Annotated in this window: 18 protein-coding genes and 1 pseudogene; 10 read left to right on the top strand and 9 right to left on the bottom strand. The window is 70.0% G+C overall.

Going from position 1 to position 16,425, the window contains the following annotated elements:
- Window positions 1-11: 11 nt before the first annotated feature.
- The gene (locus AB0C26_RS33885; RefSeq protein WP_360255916.1) at window positions 12-428 is read right to left on the bottom strand and encodes a hypothetical protein; all 417 of its coding nucleotides are present in this window, start codon (window positions 426-428) and stop codon (window positions 12-14) included.
- Between the two features lie 455 nt (window positions 429-883).
- On the opposite strand from AB0C26_RS33885, the gene AB0C26_RS33880 reads away from it, so the two are divergent.
- A complete protein-coding gene (locus tag AB0C26_RS33880) occupies window positions 884-1,201 on the top strand; it encodes a hypothetical protein (RefSeq protein WP_360255913.1) in 318 nt (105 codons plus the stop codon).
- Between the two features lie 104 nt (window positions 1,202-1,305).
- Here the strand turns inward: AB0C26_RS33880 and AB0C26_RS33875 are convergent, their stop codons facing one another.
- The 8 genes and pseudogenes from AB0C26_RS33875 to AB0C26_RS33840 form a co-directional block, all read right to left on the bottom strand.
- Complete coding sequence (locus AB0C26_RS33875) at window positions 1,306-1,557, bottom strand: hypothetical protein (RefSeq protein ID WP_360255911.1); 252 nt, start codon at window positions 1,555-1,557, stop codon at window positions 1,306-1,308.
- 111 nt (window positions 1,558-1,668) lie between these two features.
- Window positions 1,669-2,790: pseudogene (locus tag AB0C26_RS33870) on the bottom strand (DUF5984 family protein).
- Between the two features lie 28 nt (window positions 2,791-2,818).
- Window positions 2,819-3,370 (bottom strand): DUF664 domain-containing protein, encoded by a 552-nt coding sequence (locus tag AB0C26_RS33865; protein WP_360255907.1) that lies wholly within the window; start codon window positions 3,368-3,370, stop codon window positions 2,819-2,821.
- Window positions 3,371-3,457: 87 nt separating this feature from the next.
- Entirely contained in the window at window positions 3,458-4,318 is an 861-nt protein-coding gene (locus AB0C26_RS33860; protein ID WP_360255904.1) for an alpha/beta fold hydrolase, read from the bottom strand.
- Window positions 4,315-5,172, bottom strand: coding sequence for an SDR family NAD(P)-dependent oxidoreductase (locus AB0C26_RS33855; protein WP_360255902.1), 858 nt, complete (start codon window positions 5,170-5,172; stop codon window positions 4,315-4,317). Before AB0C26_RS33855 ends, AB0C26_RS33860 begins: the two co-directional genes overlap by 4 nt.
- On the bottom strand, window positions 5,169-6,782 hold the full coding sequence (locus tag AB0C26_RS33850) for an NAD(P)/FAD-dependent oxidoreductase (protein ID WP_360255900.1): 1,614 nt from the start codon (window positions 6,780-6,782) through the stop codon (window positions 5,169-5,171). The genes AB0C26_RS33855 and AB0C26_RS33850 overlap by 4 nt, the downstream gene beginning before the upstream one ends.
- Window positions 6,779-7,102 carry a DUF4873 domain-containing protein gene (locus AB0C26_RS33845; protein ID WP_360255898.1) on the bottom strand — a complete coding sequence of 108 codons (324 nt, stop codon included), beginning with the start codon at window positions 7,100-7,102 and terminating at the stop codon, window positions 6,779-6,781. Before AB0C26_RS33845 ends, AB0C26_RS33850 begins: the two co-directional genes overlap by 4 nt.
- Window positions 7,089-7,778 carry a TetR/AcrR family transcriptional regulator gene (locus AB0C26_RS33840; RefSeq protein ID WP_360255895.1) on the bottom strand — a complete coding sequence of 230 codons (690 nt, stop codon included), beginning with the start codon at window positions 7,776-7,778 and terminating at the stop codon, window positions 7,089-7,091. The genes AB0C26_RS33845 and AB0C26_RS33840 overlap by 14 nt, the downstream gene beginning before the upstream one ends.
- 64 nt (window positions 7,779-7,842) lie before the next feature.
- Between AB0C26_RS33840 and AB0C26_RS33835 the strand changes: the two genes are divergently transcribed.
- The 9 genes from AB0C26_RS33835 to AB0C26_RS33795 all read left to right on the top strand — a co-directional run bounded on the left by AB0C26_RS33835 (window position 7,843) and on the right by AB0C26_RS33795 (window position 16,425).
- Window positions 7,843-8,730 carry a diiron oxygenase gene (locus AB0C26_RS33835; RefSeq protein WP_360255893.1) on the top strand — a complete coding sequence of 296 codons (888 nt, stop codon included), beginning with the start codon at window positions 7,843-7,845 and terminating at the stop codon, window positions 8,728-8,730.
- A 161-nt stretch (window positions 8,731-8,891) separates the two neighbouring features.
- Window positions 8,892-9,083 (top strand): hypothetical protein, encoded by a 192-nt coding sequence (locus AB0C26_RS33830; protein ID WP_360255890.1) that lies wholly within the window; start codon window positions 8,892-8,894, stop codon window positions 9,081-9,083.
- Entirely contained in the window at window positions 9,083-9,265 is a 183-nt protein-coding gene (locus AB0C26_RS33825) for a hypothetical protein (protein ID WP_360255888.1), read from the top strand. The genes AB0C26_RS33830 and AB0C26_RS33825 overlap by 1 nt, the downstream gene beginning before the upstream one ends.
- 106 nt (window positions 9,266-9,371) lie before the next feature.
- Window positions 9,372-10,472 (top strand): uroporphyrinogen-III synthase, encoded by a 1,101-nt coding sequence (locus AB0C26_RS33820; protein WP_360255885.1) that lies wholly within the window; start codon window positions 9,372-9,374, stop codon window positions 10,470-10,472.
- Window positions 10,473-10,526: 54 nt separating this feature from the next.
- Window positions 10,527-11,180: a sirohydrochlorin chelatase gene (locus AB0C26_RS33815; RefSeq protein WP_360255883.1), complete on the top strand. Its 654-nt coding sequence runs from the start codon at window positions 10,527-10,529 to the stop codon at window positions 11,178-11,180.
- 68 nt (window positions 11,181-11,248) lie between these two features.
- Window positions 11,249-13,324 carry a molybdopterin oxidoreductase family protein gene (locus tag AB0C26_RS33810; RefSeq protein ID WP_360255881.1) on the top strand — a complete coding sequence of 692 codons (2,076 nt, stop codon included), beginning with the start codon at window positions 11,249-11,251 and terminating at the stop codon, window positions 13,322-13,324.
- Between the two features lie 2 nt (window positions 13,325-13,326).
- Entirely contained in the window at window positions 13,327-13,674 is a 348-nt protein-coding gene (locus AB0C26_RS33805; RefSeq protein WP_360255879.1) for a molybdopterin oxidoreductase, read from the top strand.
- A gap of 1 nt (window position 13,675) precedes the next feature.
- Window positions 13,676-16,132 carry a nitrite reductase large subunit NirB gene (gene nirB / locus AB0C26_RS33800; RefSeq protein WP_360255877.1) on the top strand — a complete coding sequence of 819 codons (2,457 nt, stop codon included), beginning with the start codon at window positions 13,676-13,678 and terminating at the stop codon, window positions 16,130-16,132.
- Window positions 16,129-16,425, top strand: a complete 297-nt coding sequence (locus AB0C26_RS33795) for a Rieske 2Fe-2S domain-containing protein (RefSeq protein ID WP_360255875.1) — start codon at window positions 16,129-16,131, stop codon at window positions 16,423-16,425. The genes nirB and AB0C26_RS33795 overlap by 4 nt, the downstream gene beginning before the upstream one ends.

Here is a 16,425-nt window from a genome sequence, read left to right as displayed (position 1 = left end):
CGATCGGTAGTTCAGCCGGGCCTGATCGCGCTCGAACCGGCCCGGATAACCCCGCCGAGCGGCCAGAGCACCACCTGATGGATCCGGTGGGTCGACCGCCGATACTTCAGCGCCAGGCCCGCCCAGTAGTCCACCATTCGCTCCTCGAAGTCCTCGGTGCGTTGCACCTGGACCTCGACATGATAGATGTCGGTCGGGATTCCCTCGCCGTACTGAACCACATATGTCTTGTCACGCTGACTGCTGCGCTGCCGGGGCAATTCGGTCGGGCCATCGAGAATCACCGCCCTGTCGTCAAGGCGCGCACCGCACAAAACCTGCAGCGCCTCACGAGGGTGCGCGTCCAGCAACGCCTTGTACAGACCATCGAAGTCGCGGGCGGGCGCCGCCCGTGGCGACGCGACATCGGAGGCCACGCTTTTAGCCATTTGTCTCCCCCATTCCGCGCCTGGCGGCGGCGCGGAGGACAGCTTCCCGCACCTCGTGACTACTAGTCAAGAAGCGTGTTGCGCTGCGCCTAGTTACCCGTCTCCGGCCTCAGCGGTGACCCGCGCCTCGCGTGACGGATCACCTCCGCAGACGCGGATCCCGGCCCGCAGCCGCGGCGATTCCAGGGGTTGCCCAGTGGGCGTATTGTCCGGTGCGGAGGGGAGTATCCCTGCGCATCGGTGTCGTCAACACGGAGGCCTTTACGGGCAGCCCGGCATCGGTGGCGTTTCACCTCACTCGAGCGCGGGAGAGACCTCCACCGGCCGACCTGACGCCTGAGGGAGCAGGCACATAGGCGAGAACAGTTGGCGGTGGCGCGTCGACACGCCCCTATAAGCCCCATTGCAGAAGGGCAGCCCGCACCATGAACAGTTACCGCTAGCGGGACGCAACCGTGGGAGACGCCGCTCGTCTGATCGCAGCGGTCGTTTCCCTCGTGATCTCGTTGGGTCTCCTCCTGGTGACGTTCGACCTTGTGAGGAAGGCGAGCAAGACCGGCGGAGCGTTCGAGATCTCCTGGCAGCCGTTTGCGTTCTCCATCAAATTCTGGGCGAAGGCTCCGAAGGAGCCCGTCGTCGAAGCGGCCGGCACGGAAGAAAAGCCGGCTGGTGCACTAACGAGTGAAAAAGCGCCGACATCAGCTGGTGAAGTCGACCCGCCGATGCCCCGACGCCCGGAGGGATCCGGCGCGAGCGGGGGTGATGGCGTCTGACATAGATCAGTCTTGTCGGCTTGGCGGGCTCGGTACACGTGGGCCTGCCAAGCTGAGTTCGGTGTGCGAGCCGGGCGGGGATCTGTCAGCGCGTCCAACTCGGCCTAGGAACGGAGCTCCGCCAAGGTGGCGCCGGCGACGATGCGCACGATGTTACTCCCGTGTCCGCGGCCAGTCAGCCGCCGGGCGAGGTTGTCCAGGTCGGCGACATCGCCGTATCGCGCTCGCAGAAGCGCGCGCATCCCGTCGACGTAGCCCTGCTCGAAGCCCTGCCTGAAGCCCTGCTCGAAGCCCTGCTCGAAGTTTCGGCGAGCGATCTCGCGGCCGGACTCCGTCTGCTCGAGAACGTCGTTCATGCCATTCCTCCGCATGCCTCGAGAACCGCAACGGCCAGGAAACCCCTCTCGGGCTGTCGGTCACGCCTGGCGGCGGTGAGGAAGACAGCCTCCCGCATTGGTGACTATTGGTCAAGGGTCATCTTGCTTCGCGCCTAGGTGTTTCGCGCCTCGCGTGACGGCCTTCCAGTCGGTTCCGGGGGAGCGGGAGAGGTTCAAGCCCAGCCAGTTCGTACGGTCCTCGTGCTCCCGATCCAAGGCGGCGAGGTCGAGTTCGATGCCGGGGAGACCGCCCCGCTGCCGCAGCTCGTCGATCCGTTGTCGCATCGCGTTCATCAGTTGGCGGTCGAGAGTGCGCACGGCCTCGAGATAGTCGGCGGCCGGGACGCTGACCCGTACGGCCGGGCCGGCGGTGAAGCCGATCTCCTCGTCGTCCTCATGCCGCTAGTCGAGCGTCACCTCGTCGCGATCGCCGTCGACGGTTCGCCAGAGGCGCACACTCGGCGGGTTCCGTATGTAGCCGAAGTCCAGGTAGTGCTCGCTGTACCACTCGGCCGCCAGTTCCTCGTCGATGGACCACGGCAGATTCCCGCCTTTCCACTCCGAGGCGATGAACGGCTGCAACGTGCCGGGCACCACCTCCAGCACCGCCGGGGTCAGCACGTTCACGTCTTCCCAGAGCCGAGCCACGTAGTAGTCGACATACGGCGGGGACCCATCGGCGCGCGTGCGGCGCAGCAGTTCATGCCCGTTCACCTCGATCCAGTACCAGCCCTCGGTGAGCCCGAACCAGTGCAGCGCCGGCCGCTCCTCGCCCCAGGGCGACACCTCACCCAGCGGGTACAGCTCGAAGCGAAACTCGATCATCGTGAGATGGTCACATCCGCCAGGAGTCGACACGCCATCCGGTCTACCGCCGGGGCCGATGGTGATGGGGGTGACGCCGGTGCCGGTGAGGCTCCACGACTCGTAGTCGGGGTGGGGGGCGACGGACAGCTGGAAGCCTTCGCCGAAGGTGAGGTGGAGGGCTCCGTCGGCGCGGATGTCGACGGCGGTGACGGTTCGCTGGAAGAGGTCGAGGGCCGGGGCCAGGGCTGCTCCGGAGCCGGGATCCAGTTTGTGCCGGCGGCCGGCGCGGTCGCTGAGCAGGAACGGTGTCTCGATGACCAGTTCGGCGTCGACCCGGTGGTTCTGGGCCGGGCCGAGCGCCGACAGGCTCAGGCGGACCTGGTAGTCGAAGGTGGTCCGGTCCACCCGAATCTCCATAGTGTCCTGTCGGCTGTCAGGGGCGCCAGTCGGCCGGGGGGTCCTCGCCGACGCGGCCGTCGACGGACTCGCGCAGGAGGTCGGCGTGGCCTACGTGGCGGGCGTACTCCTCCAGGAGGTCGTAGGCGAAGCGGCGCAGGCTCGGGGTTCGCCCGTCGGGCCACGGGCGGGGGCAGAGGCGGTCCAGGCCGCCGTCGGCCAGGGCCTCGGTCAGGCGGGCTCGTCCTCGGGCCACGGCGGCGTCGTACAGGGCGTACAGGTCCTCGGGTTTGTCGTCGGCGGCCGAGGTGAAGTCCCAGTCGGGGGTGCTGTCCCAGTCGACCGTCGCCCACGGCGCGGGTAGGGGCTCGCCGAAGAACTTGCCGGTGATCTGGTGGTCCTCGACCAGCGCCAGGTGTTTGAGCAGGCCGCCGAGGGTGAGCGTGGACGAGGGCAGCCGCTGGTTGAGGCCGTCCGACGTGAGGTCGCCGGCCTTCCAGCGGAACGTCCAGCGCATCCGGTCGAGCGCGCCGACCAGGTGTTCGGTTTCGGTGCCGGCGACGGGGGGCTCCCAGGGAATATCGCTCATGGGAGGCACCGTAGACCGGGTGCCGGACGATCGGCGTCCGGAATAGGGGACGGAGTCGCATCCAGCCGTGTTCGCGGCGTGACGCCGTTACAAGGTGGAGTGTGCCCTCGGCGGTTCCGCTGAGAGGGCCAGCAGCGGCCTCACCAGGCGGGCGAAGTCGTCGGGGCGTTCGAGCTGGGGCATGTGGCCGGTGTCGGCGAACAGGTGGGACTGGGCGTGGGGGAGGGCCGCGCGGGCGGCGGTCAGGTGCATGGCCGGGAGGATGAGGTCGCGGTCGCCCCACAGGATCAGGGTGGGCTTGGGGTTACGGACCACGCGGTTGAGAAGTTCGGCGCGCCAGCGGGGGGCGATGCCGCGGAAGCCGCCCAGGGCCCGCGCGATCTCCAGGTAGACGGCGGCGAAGTCGGGTTGCCGTCCGATGCGTACGGCCATCGCGATCCGCTCCCGGGTGACCAGGGCGCGGTCGGCGAACAGGGAGCGTTCCACCCGCTTGGCCACGCGCGGGTCGATGCGGCCGAGCAGGGGGCGGCCGAGGAACGGCACGGCGAGCATGCGCAGAGCGAATGTGACCTCCTTGCCGAAGCCGGCGCTGTTGACCAGGGTCAGGGTGGTGACGCGGGCGGGATCGTCGACCAGCATCTGCATCGCCACGGCGCCGCCGAGCGAATTGCCCATCAGGTGTACGGGGTCGGTGACGCCGAGCGCGTCCAGCGTGGCCCAGACGCCCTCGGCGAGCGAGGACAACGTCGTTCGGGCCGGCAGGCGCTGGGAGAGGCCGAAGCCGGGCATGTCCAGGCTGATCACGCGGTGTTCGGTGAGCCGGTCGTGCTGGGGGAGCCAGTCCTCCAGGCTGCGGCCGATGCCGTGCAGCAGCACCACGGCGGGGCCGTCGGCGGGGCCGGTCGCGTGGTAGCGGATGCGGCTGCCCTGGACCTCCACATAGTTCACTTGCGGGCCCCGATCTTGACGGAGGTGGTGGTCAGGAACTGCATGACGCGGGCGTGGCCGACCGGGAAGAGCCGGGCCAGCAGGTCGGGGGCCTTGGCGCTGAGCGCGATCAGCAGTCTCGGCCTGCGCTTGGCGACGGCCTCGATGATCTGCCGGGCGGCCTTCTCCGGCGGATAGGTGAGCAGCGCGTCGAAGAGTTTACGGTTGGGTTCGATCTCGGCGGTGGGGACGTGGGTGCCGACGATCGCGCTTTCGGCGATTCTCGTACGGATGCCGCCCGGATGCACCGTGGTGACGCCGACGCCGTTCTCGGCCAGTTCGGTGTGCAGGGCCTGGCTCAGGCCGCGCAGGGCGAACTTGCTGGCCGCGTACGCGCTCTGGCCGGCCGGGGCGATCAGCCCGAACAGGCTGGAGACGTTCACCAGGTGGCTGCCGGGGGCGGCGGTGAGCGCCGGCAGCAGGGCATGGGTGAGCAGCATCGGGGCCCGGAAGTTCACGTTCATGACGGTCTCGAACTCCTCGACCGTCACCTGGTCGAAGCGCCCGCCGAGGGCGATGCCGGCGTTGTTGATCAGCAGGCCGATCGCCGGATGGTCGGCGAGGACCTTGGTGGCGACGCCGTCGACCTGGGCGCGGTCGGCGAGGTCGGCCACGATCGTGTCGACGGTCAGGCCGGGATGGGACGCGCGGACGCGGTCGGCCACGGTCTTGAGGCGGGCCTCGTCGCGGTCGACGAGGACGAGATGGCTGCCGAGTTCACCGAGCTGGTAGGCCAGTTGCTCGCCGATCCCGCTCGCCGCACCGGTCAGGACGGCCGTGTGTCCGGCAAATCGGAAATGTCCGAGACGGGTCATGGGGCGAGGCCCTTCTGGGAGGCGACGGTGGGAGAGGCGACGGCGGGAGAGGCGACGGCGGGAGAAGCGACGGCGGGAGAAGCGACGGCGGGAGAGGCGACGGCGGGAGAGGCGGCGGCGGGAGGGGCGGCGGCGGGAGGGGCGGCGGTGGGAGGGGCGGAGGGGGCTCGGTGGGAAGCGGGGGTGGCGCGGCGGAAGCGCATGTCGCGGGTGACGTCGGCTCGGGGGGTGGTGATGACGTCGCGCAGGTAGTTCTGGCGGACGATCCACGGGGCCCGGACGCCCTGGCGGGGCCAGTCGTCGAGGGCGCGCTGCACATAGCCCGACGACAGGTCGAGCAGGGGCCGGCCGGAATCGCCCGGGGTGGTCGGGGTGGCCACGGCGAGGTGGTTGCGGTCCATGTGCCGCAGGAGCTTCATGACGTAGCGGTGCGAGAGGTCGGCCCGCAGCGTCCACGAGGCGTTCACGTATCCGATGCAGTAGGCCAGATTGGGTACGCCGCTCAGCATCACGCCGCGGTAGGCCGCCTGGTCGCCGAGCTGCACCGGCGTACCGTCGACGCTGACCTCGACCCCGCCGATGGGCAGCAGGGACAGGCCGGTCGCCGAGACCACGACGTCCGCCTCGAGGACCTGGCCCGACTTCAGGCGGATGCCGTTCGGCGTGAAGGCGTCGATGTGGTCGGTCACCACCGAGGCCCGGCCGGCCTTGATCTCGGTGTACAGGTCGCCCTCGGGGATCACGCAGAGGCGCTGGTCCCACGGGTTGTAGGAGGGCTTGAAGTGCTCGTCCACGTACGCCTCGTCGCCGAGCCCCTTGACCGCGAGCGACCGCAGCACCTTGCGCACGCGGTCGGGCCGGCGCCGGGCCAGTTGGTAGAAGCCCTGCGTCATCACGATGTTCTTGGCGCGCGCGATCCGGCTCGCCGTGGCGCCGGGCAGCACGCGGAGCAGCGCTCGGGCCACGACGTCGTGTGAGGGCAGCGAGGTGAGGTACGAGGGGGAGCGCTGCAACATCGTCACGTGCGCCGCGTCCGGCGCCATCGCCGGCACCAGGGTCACCGCCGTGGCGCCGCTGCCGATCACGACGACCCGCTTGCCGCGGTAATCGAGGTCCTTCGGCCAGAACTGCGGGTGGACCAGCTGTCCCTCGTACTCGTCCAGTCCCGGGAAGTCCGGCTGGTAGCCGCGGTCGTAGTTGTAGTAACCGGAACACGCGTACAGGAAGGAACAGGTCATCGTCGAGCCGTCGGCGATGGTCAGGGTCCAGCGGGCGTCGTCGGAGGACCAGCCGGCCGCGACCACCTTGGTGTTGAAGTGGATGTGCCGGCTGATGCCGCCCTCGTCGGCGGTGTCCCGGATGTAGTCGCGGATCTTGTCGCCGGAGGCGAGCGACTGCGTGTCGCGCCAGGGCCGGAACGGGTAGCTCAGCGTGAACATGTCCGAGTCGGACCGGACGCCGGGGTAGCGGAACAGGTCCCAGGTCCCGCCGATCGCGTCCCGGGCTTCCAGGACGGCGTACGTCTTGCCGAGCCCCGACTCCTGCAACCGCCAGGCCGCGCCGATGCCGGAGAGCCCGGCCCCGATGATGATGACGTCGTAGTGGCTCACGCGCCGAACCTCCCGAACCAGGGCGGCGTTCCCGTGCCGGACAGGCGGACGCCGCCCCACGGGTCGGGCTCGCTCAGGCGTACCTCAACCGCTGTCGACCCGGGAAGCGCCAGCGACGCCTGCCGTAGGCCACCCGCGACGCGCTCCCGCAGCGTCTCGTCGGGCGCCGTGCGCCCGGCCCAGCGGAAGCGTCCCTCGACCGGCTCGAACCGGGCCGACAGCCGGATCTCGACCGGGTGGCCCGCCTCGCCGACGTGCAGCGTGGCCGGCCCCCGGTACTCCTCGTCGGGACCGCTGTACTCGTCGTCAAGATCGGCCAAAGCTCGTCTCCTCCCGGTACGCGGCGAGCCCGCCCGGCACGTCCGCCGCCTGCTGAAGTCCTGCCACGCCGCCCCACAGGAACGTCGTCAGATAGTCGCCGAGGGCTTCGCGGCTGATCGGCTGCTGCTGCCGCAGCCACCAGTCGCCGACGGCCTGGACATAACCCACCACGCCGTACGCCCAGGGGAGCGCCGCGCCGGAGTCGAGCCCCCGGGCCCGCAGCCGGTCGCCCAGGATCCGGGCCAGGCCGCTGGCCACGGTGTCGACCACGTCGGCCACGACGTCGCGGCCGCGCGCGATCTCGGGCTGGTGGACCACGAACTGGTAGAGGTTGGTGTCGGCCGCGATGTGCCCGAGGTAGGCGTCGATGGCCGCGCCGACCGCCGCCCGTTCCTCGCGGACCGCGGCCACGGCCGGGACGATCGCGTCGAGCACCATGCCGGCCGCCCGCTGACCGACCGCGAGCCACAGCTCGGACTTGTCGGCGAAGTAGCGGTAGAGCACCGGCTTGCTGACTTTCGCGTGCGCGGCGATGGCGTCCATGCCGACCTCGGGGCCGTGCCGGCGGATCGCCTCGATGGCCGCCTCGGTCAATTCGGACCTTCGCTGCTCACGGTGGCCCGCCCAGCGGCCTTTCCGGCCGTCCGTATTGACCGGCGTCTCCTCCGTGTTCATAGTACTAGAAGTAACTGTTACCCGAGGTAACGTCAAGTACCTCACAGTCCGCGGGAGGGTTTTGATGGATCGCGATCGCACCGCCACCCGGCTTCTGAGGTCGTCCGCGGAACACTCGTACGACCCGGAAGTGGAGATCGACTGGGAGGCGCCGTTCGCCGACGGCAAGTACTTCGTGCCGCCGCACCGGTCGAGCCTCTACGGCACCGCGGTGTGGGACCGGCTCAGCGAACAGCAGCGGATCACCCTGACCCGGCACGAGGTGGCCAGCATCGCCGGGCTCGGCGTGTGGTTCGAGACGATCCTCATGCAGCTGCTGATCCGTGGTTACTACAAGCAGGACCCGACCGCCGCGCACGCGCAGTACGCGCTGACCGAGGTCGCCGACGAGTGCCGGCACTCGGTCATGTTCGGCAAGATGATCGCGACGCTGGGCACGCCGGTGTACCGGCCCGACGGCGTCAACGCGTGGCTCGGCAAGTGGATCGCGGCCACCGGCACCGGCCCGCGGATGTTCGCGGCCATCCTGATCTGCGAGGAGATCCTGGACACCCTGCAGCGCGAGGCGATGGCCGACGAGCAGGTGCAGCCGCTGGTCCGGATGGTCTCCCGGATCCACGTGGTCGAGGAGGCGCGGCACGTCCGGTACGCCCGCGAGGAGCTGGCCCGGCAGGTGCGCGAGGCCGGCCAGGGGCGGCTCACCTTCGACAAGGTGGTGATCGCCCGGGCCGCCTACCTCTGCGGAACGCGCCTGATCCACCCGGCCGTCTACCGCTCGATCGGGCTGTCGCCGGCCGAGGGCAAGCGGCTGGCCGACGCCAACCCGCACTTCCAGGAGACGCTCCGCTGGGCCGGGGAGCGCGTGGTGGCGTACCTCAAGGATCTTGATCTGGTCGATGGGCCGGGCCGCGCCCTGTGGCGGCGCTCGGGCCTGCTTCCTGCCGCTGCGTAATTGTTTCCCAACGCGCAGTAATTCAGCTGAACCGGCCCTTGACCTGCGACTTTAGGATTTTCGCCCGGCCGATTCAGCCGGTGGGCGGTGCTGTCGTCGCGTGGGAGATTGGATCGCGATGTCTGCGCTCGAGCGCGGCGACAAGCGTTCGGGGAGGACGTATGGACAGCGCTGACAGCGCCCTGCTGGCGTACGAGGACGGCCGGGCCGACGGGCTCGCCGGCCGGCGCAAGGACGAGACGCGCGCCGAGGACCCGGACTACCTGGTCGGTCTCGTCGACGGCCAGGTCTCCGCGTTCGAGGAGAACCTGCTGGCCGCGATCCGCCGCGCCCTGGACGGCAAGAACAACTGATGGACGACGCATTCCTGGCGTACGAGGCGGGTCGCGCCGACGGCATGGCCGCGCGCCGCGACCCGGTCCGCGCCCAGCATCCCGAGACGGGCCCCGACTACCGGATGGGCTTCCTCGACGGCCGCATCGAGGTGTTCAAGTTGCTCGCCACCGCCCGCAAGATCGTCGAAGAGGCGGACTGACACCCGCCGGAAAGTGATCACGCGTTATTCAGCCCGAAACAAAGGTTCGACGTCCCGGTAACGGATCGTGGACAGGCTGGCGTGAACTACTTCTGGGGGAGCCTGGATGACCGAGGGGGCGCTGACGGGATTCACCGTCGCGGTCACCGCCGAGCGGCGCCGTGACGAGATGACCGCGCTGCTCCAGCGGCGCGGAGCCCGTGTCGTCACCGCCTCGGCGATCAGCATCGTGCCCCTCATCGACGACGAGGCGCTGCACGCGGCCACCGCCGCCTGCATCGGGCTGGCGCCCGACCTGGTCGTGGCGACCACCGGCTTCGGCTTCCGTGGCTGGCTCGAAGCGGCCGAGGGCTGGGGGCTGGCCGATCAGCTGCGTGAGGTGCTGCGCGGCGCCCGGATCGTGGCCCGAGGGCCCAAACCCTGCGGGGCCGTACGGGCGGCCGGGCTCACCGAGGAGTGGGCGGCCAAGACCGAGGCGACCGAGGAGATCCTGTCCCGGCTGCTCGAAGAGGGCATCGCCGGCCTGCGGATCGCGGTGCAGGAACACGGGGAGCCGCAGACCGAGTTCGTGGCGGCGCTGCGGGCGGCGGGCGCGGCGGTCGTCGAGGTGCCGGTCTACCGCTGGGTTCCGCCCTCCGACACCGGGCCGGTACGCCGCCTGGTCGAGCAGATCACGGCCGGGCAGATCGACGCGGTGACGTTCACGAGCGCGCCGGCGGTGAAGTCGTTCCTCCACCTGGCCGCGGACTCCCGCGCGGCGGTGCTCGACCGGTTCGCGGCCGGGACGTTGGCGGCGTGCGTGGGCCCGGTGACGGCGGCGCCGCTGATCGAGCTCGGCGTGCCGGTGGTGATGCCGGAACGGTTCCGGCTGGGCGCGCTGATCAAGACGGTGACCGACGAGCTGCCGAAAAGGTCGGTCAAGCTGAAGGTGGCCGGGTCGACGCTGGAGATGCGCGGGCACGCGGTGCTGATCGACGACGTGCCGCACTCGCTGGCGCCGGCGGCGATGGCGATACTGACGGCGCTGGCCGCCCGGCCGGGCGTGGTGGTGTCGAAGGATCAGCTGATCGCGGCCCTGCCCCGAGGCAACGACGGGCACGCGGTGGACGTGGCGGTGGCCCGGTTGCGGACCGCGCTCGGCTCCGGCCGCCACATCGAAACCGTGATCAAGCGCGGTTACCGGCTCCGCTTGGACGAGCCCGCCTGAGACGTTCGGTCAGGCCGCAACGGCGCGGTCCTTTTCTCGCGAAAGGCCTGATAAATGCCCGCTCTCATCGCCGTCGCCCACGGCACCCGCAGCCCGCACGGCCAAGCCCAGATCCGCGACCTGGTCGCCCGCGTGGCCGCCCGCCGGCCCGCCCTCGACGTGCGCCTCACCTACGTGGACGTCCAGGAGCCCAAAGTCGCCGACGTGGTCCCTCTGGTCGGTGACGCCGTCGTGGTCCCGCTTCTCCTGTCGGCCGGCTACCACGTCCGGGTCGACATCGCCGATGCCGTGAGCGGCCGTGACATCCCCGTCACGCGCCCCCTGGGCCCCGACGACGCCCTGCTCGACAGCATGGTCCGCCGCCTTCCGCGCGGCGCCGACGCCATCGTTCTCGCCGCCGCCGGCTCCTCCGATCCGGCCTGGCGGGCCGACATCGACGCCCTGGCCGCCCGTATCGGCGCCCATGTCGGCTACGTCGCCGGCCACGATCCGAAGGTCGCCGACGTCGTGGCCGATCTGCGCGACCGCGGCGCCAAGCGGATCGCCATCGCCTCCTACCTGCTGGCCGACGGCCTCTTCTACCGGAAACTGCACCAGGCCGGCGCCGACTGGGTCACCCCGCCGCTCTGCCTCGACCCGGTCACCACCGATCTGGTCGTCAGCCGCTACGAGTCCGCTCTTCTCACAACCGCGGAAAGCCGCTTGTAGGTTTTTCCGTACGTCGCGGCAACGGCGGAGGACTCGGCGGTAAACAATCGCCCACGAGCATTGAACGCGTGACGGCAACCGATACGCATTGCCCCTACTGCGCCCTGCAGTGCGGCATGACCTTGACCCCGGGTATTCCCGTGGTGAAGCTCGAGCCGCGCGAATTCCCGGTCAACAAGGGCGGCCTCTGCGCCAAGGGTTTCACCGCCGCTGACCTGCTGGATCACCGGGATCGGCTGCTGACTCCGCTGGTTCGGAAAACGCCCGGAGATCGCACCAGCCCGTTGCGGGAGGCGACCTGGGACGAGGCGCTCGGCCTAATCGCCGACGCTATTGTGACGAGCCAGGAAACGTACGGGCGGGACAGCGTCGGCGCGTTCGGCGGCGGCGGGCTGACCAATGAGAAGGCGTACGCGCTCGGCAAGTTCGTGCGGGTGGCGCTGCGATCGGCGTCGATCGACTACAACGGCCGGTTCTGCATGTCGTCGGCGGCGACGGCGGCCAACCGCGCGCTCGGCGTGGACCGCGGGCTGCCGTTTCCGCTGGAGGATGTGGCCGAGGCGCGGACCGTGCTGCTGGTCGGCGCGAACCCGGCCGACGCCATGCCGCCGTCCATGCAGTATCTGGACACGGGGCGGGCGGCCGGCGCCAAGCACATCGTCGTCGACCCGCGTCGCACGGCCACCGCCAACGGCGCCCACCTGCACCTTCAGCCGCTGCCGGGCACGGATCTGGCGCTCGCGAACGGCATGCTGCACATCGCGATCCGCGAGGGCTACGTCGACGAGGCGTACATCGCGGAGCGGACCACCGGCTTCGAGGCCGTGAAGGCGGCCACCAACGCGTACTGGCCCGAGCGGGTCGAGCGGATGACCGGCGTACCGGAAACCAAGATCCGCGAGACCGTACGCCTGCTCGCCACCAACGGGCCGGCGATGATCCTCACGGCGCGCGGGGCCGAGCAGCACAGCAACGGCACCGACACCGCGCAGGCCTGGCTGAACCTGGCGCTCGCGCTGGGGCTGGTCGGCAAGCCGTACTCGGGCTACGGCACCATCACCGGGCAGGGCAACGGGCAGGGCGGCCGCGAGCACGGCCAGAAGGCCGACCAGCTGCCCGGATACCGCAAGCTCGACGACCTCGCGGCCCGGGCTCACGTCGCCGCGGTGTGGGGGATCGACCCGGACGAGCTCCCCCAGCCGGGTCTGTCCGCGTACGAAATGCTCGATCGTCTCGGCACCGACGGCGGCGTCCGGGTGCTGATGGTGCTGGCCAGCAACATCGCCGTCTCGGCCCCGCACAGCAACCGCGTCCTGGAACGGCTTCGGGCACTCGATTTCCTGGTTGTTTCCGACATCTTCCGGTCCGAGACGGCCGAGCTGGCCGACGTCGTCCTCCCGACCGCCCAATGGGCCGAGGAGGAGGGCACGATGACCAACCTCGAGGGCCGGGTGCTGCGCCGCAAGCGGGCCCTGCCCCCGCCGCCGGACGTGAAGACGGACCTGGAGGTGCTGACCGAACTGGCCGAGCGCCTCGGCCGCGGGAAGTTCTTCAGCAGCGATCCGCGTGCGGTCTTCGAGGAGCTGCGCCGGGCCAGCGCCGGCGGCATCGCCGACTACAGCGGCATCACGTACGAGCGCATCGAGAACGAGGACGGCGTCTTCTGGCCGTGCCCGTCCGAGGACCACCCGGGAACACCGAGGTTGTTCGCCGACGGCTTCCCGATCGGCCGGGCCCGCTTCATCAAAGTCGATCACCGGGATCCGGCGGAGATGCCGGACAAGCATTTCCCGTACGTCCTGACGACCGGCCGCAACATGCAGCAGTACCAGAGCGGCAACCAGACCCGCCGGGTGAAGGCGCTCGCCGTCGCGCTGCCCGAACCCCGCGCGGAGATCCACCCCGACCTGGCCCGCCGCCACGGCATCGCCGACGGCGACCTGGTCGAGTTGCGCACCCGCCGCGGCGCCGCGGTGCTGCGCGCCCGGCTCAGCGACGGGATCAGGCCGGACACGGTCTTCGCCCCGTTCCACTGGCCCGGCGCGAACGCGCTGACCAACCCGGCTCTCGACCCGCATTCACGGATGCCCGCCTTCAAGGCGTGCGCGGTCGCGATCCGAACGTTCGAGGAAGGAACCGATTAGCCGTGCACTCCACGCCACGATTCCTGCAAGGCGTCTTCACGTTCGAGGGCAAGGGCCTGGACCAGCCGGCGCCCATCGCCCCCGCGCTGTCCTACGTGGTGCCCGACGGCGTCACCACGCAGGCCGTCTACTTCCGGGGCGGCAACGCGGCCGCCGACCTCGTCACCGTCGTGCTCACGCGCGACGGCAAGCCGATGCGGTACTTCCCGATCGGCGCCAAGGGTGACGTGCACGTGCCGCTGCGGGTCGTCGAGGACCTGCTGTCCGGAACCGTGATCGAGCTCTGGCTCGGCGCGCCGGCCGGTGTCTCCGGCTCGGTCGTCGTCGACCTCGGACTGGTGGAGATCTGACATGCGCCAACGACTGGTGGTCATCGGCAACGGCATGGCCGGCGCCCGGACCGTCGAGGAGATCCTCGCCCGCGGCGGGGACTTCGACATCACGATGTTCGGCGACGAGCCGTACGGCAACTACAACCGGATCATGCTCTCCAACGTCCTGGCCGGCGTGGAGGACGAGTCCGGCATCTTCCTCAACGACCTTTCCTGGTACGCGGACAACGGCATCACCCTGCACGCGGGCTCCCGGATCGAGCGCATCGACCGGCACGCCAAGCGGGTGTACGCCGAGGACGGCACCGAGACCCCGTACGACAAGCTGATCATCGCCACCGGCAGCCGGGCCTTCGTGCCGCCGATTCCCGGCGCGCACCGCCCCGGCCGCGGCTATCACCAGGGCGTCTTCGCCTTCCGGACGCTCGACGACACCCGGGCGATGATCCGGTACGCCAAGGAGCACGAGCGGGCGGTCGTCATCGGCGGCGGACTGCTCGGCCTGGAAGCGGCGCGCGGCCTGCAGAACCACCTGCCGCACGTCACCCTCGTCCACGCCGCCGGGCATCTGATGAACACCCAGCTCAACGAGCAGGCCGGCCGGCAGCTCAAGGAGACCATCGAGGCCAAGCTGGGCATCGAGGTCGTGGTCGACGGCATGACCACCGAGATCCTCGGCAAGCACGCCGTCACCGGCGTCAAGCTCGCCGACGGCCGGGTCATCGGCTGCGACGTCATCGTGGTGGCCGCCGGTATCCGGGCCAACGCCGAGATGGCCGCGGCCAGCGGGCTGGCGGTCGAGCGCGGCATCGTCGTCGACGACCAGATGCGGGTGCAGGACGAGGACGACATCTACGCCGTGGGCGAGTGCGCTCAGCACCGCGGCGAGGTCTACGGCCTGGTCGCTCCGCTCTGGGACCAGGCCAAGGTGCTGGCCGACCACCTGACCGGCGTCAACCCGCTGGCCGAGTACCACGGCTCGCAGGTCGCCACCAAGCTCAAGGTGGCCGGCGTCGACGTGGCCGCCATGGGGCTCAAGGAGCCCGAGCACGAGAACGACGAGGTGCTCACCTTCGCCGAGCCGAAGAAGGGCGTCTACAAGAACGTCATCATCCGCGACGGCCGCCTGGTCGGCGCGACACTGGTCGGCGACGTCAAGAAGGTCGCCTTCCTCATGCAGGCGTTCGACCGGGGCCTGGCCCTGCCCGAGGAGCGGGCCGAGCTCATGTTCGACCTGGGCGGCCCGGCCGGCGAGGTCAAGGTCGAGGACATGGCCGACGACGAGCAGGTCTGCAACTGCAACGGCGTCAGCAAGGGAACCATCTGCTCGACCGTGCAGAGCGGCTGCAAGACCGTCTCCGGGGTGATGGACAAGACCCGGGCCGGCAAGGGCTGCGGAACCTGCAAGAGCGTGGTGCAGCGGATCGTCGAGTGGGCCGCCGGCGGCGAGGTCGAGGAGGACCCGGCCGCGTCCTACTACGTGCCCGGCATCCCGATGCCGAAGCCGGAGCTGATGAACGCGATCCGGCTGCATTCACTTCGCAGCGTGTCGTCGGTGTTCGCCAAGCTCGGCGGCGACGAGGACGCCAAGAGCAAGATGGGGCTGGCCTCGCTGCTGAAGATGATGTGGGGCGGCGAGTACGTCGACGAGCGCGACGCCCGGTTCATCAACGACCGGGTGCACGCCAACATCCAGCGCGACGGCACGTTCTCGGTGGTGCCGCAGATGAAGGGCGGCGTCACCACACCGGCCCAGCTCAAGCGGATCGCCGAGGTGGCCGAGAAGCACGAGGTGCCGATGGTCAAGCTGACCGGCGGTCAGCGCATCGACCTGCTCGGCATCCCCAAGGAGAAACTGCCCGAGGTCTGGGCCGATCTCGACATGCCGTCCGGATACGCGTACGGCAAGAGTTTCCGCACGGTGAAAACCTGCGTCGGCTCCGACTTCTGCCGCTTCGGGGTCGGCGACTCGACCGCGCTGGGCATCGCGCTGGAGGAGCGCTACCAGGGCATCGAGGGTCCCGGGAAGATGAAACTGGCGGTGACCGGCTGCCCGCGGAACTGTGCCGAGGCGTACGTCAAGGACCTGGGTGTCGTCGCCATCGACGGCGGCAAGTGGGAGATCTACGTGGGCGGTGCCGCCGGAGCCCACATCCGCAAGGGTGACCTGCTGACGACCGTGAGCAGCCCCGCGGAAGTCATCACGCTGACCGGCCGGTTCCTGCAGTACTACCGGGAGAACGCGAACTGGCTGGAGCGGACGTACGCCTTCGTCCCGCGCGTCGGCATCGAAAAGGTCCGCGCCGTGGTCGTGGACGACAGCGAGGGCATCGCCGCCGACCTGGACGCCGCGATGGAAGCGTCGGTCGCCGCCTACCGCGATCCGTGGAAGGACCGCGACGAACCGGCCACGCCCGGCCAGTTCCGAACCTCCCTGCCCCTGATCGTCCTTCCCCAGGTTCCGGTGCGCGCATGAGGCCCATCGCTTCCGTCCACGAGATCCCGCTCGGCGAGGGCCGGACCTTCGCCGTCGACGGCGAGATGATCGCCGTCTTCCGGCTGCGCGACGGCTCGGTCCGCGCCACCTCCGCGACGTGCCCGCACAAGGGCGGCCCCCTCGCGGACGGCCAGATCGACCTCAAGCAGGTCATCTGCCCGATGCACCTGAACGCCTGGGACCTGCGCACCGGCTGCTCGCTCAGCGGCCAGCCGGACGTCGCGGTCTACCCCGTGTCCATCGACGACGACAAGATCATGCTGGGGGACTGA

Source organism: Actinoplanes sp. NPDC048796, from assembly GCF_040650035.1.
Classification (GTDB): Bacteria; Actinomycetota; Actinomycetes; order Mycobacteriales; family Micromonosporaceae; genus Actinoplanes.
Note: the sequence above shows the minus strand (reverse complement) of the source record. Positions and strands in the feature narration are given on the sequence as shown.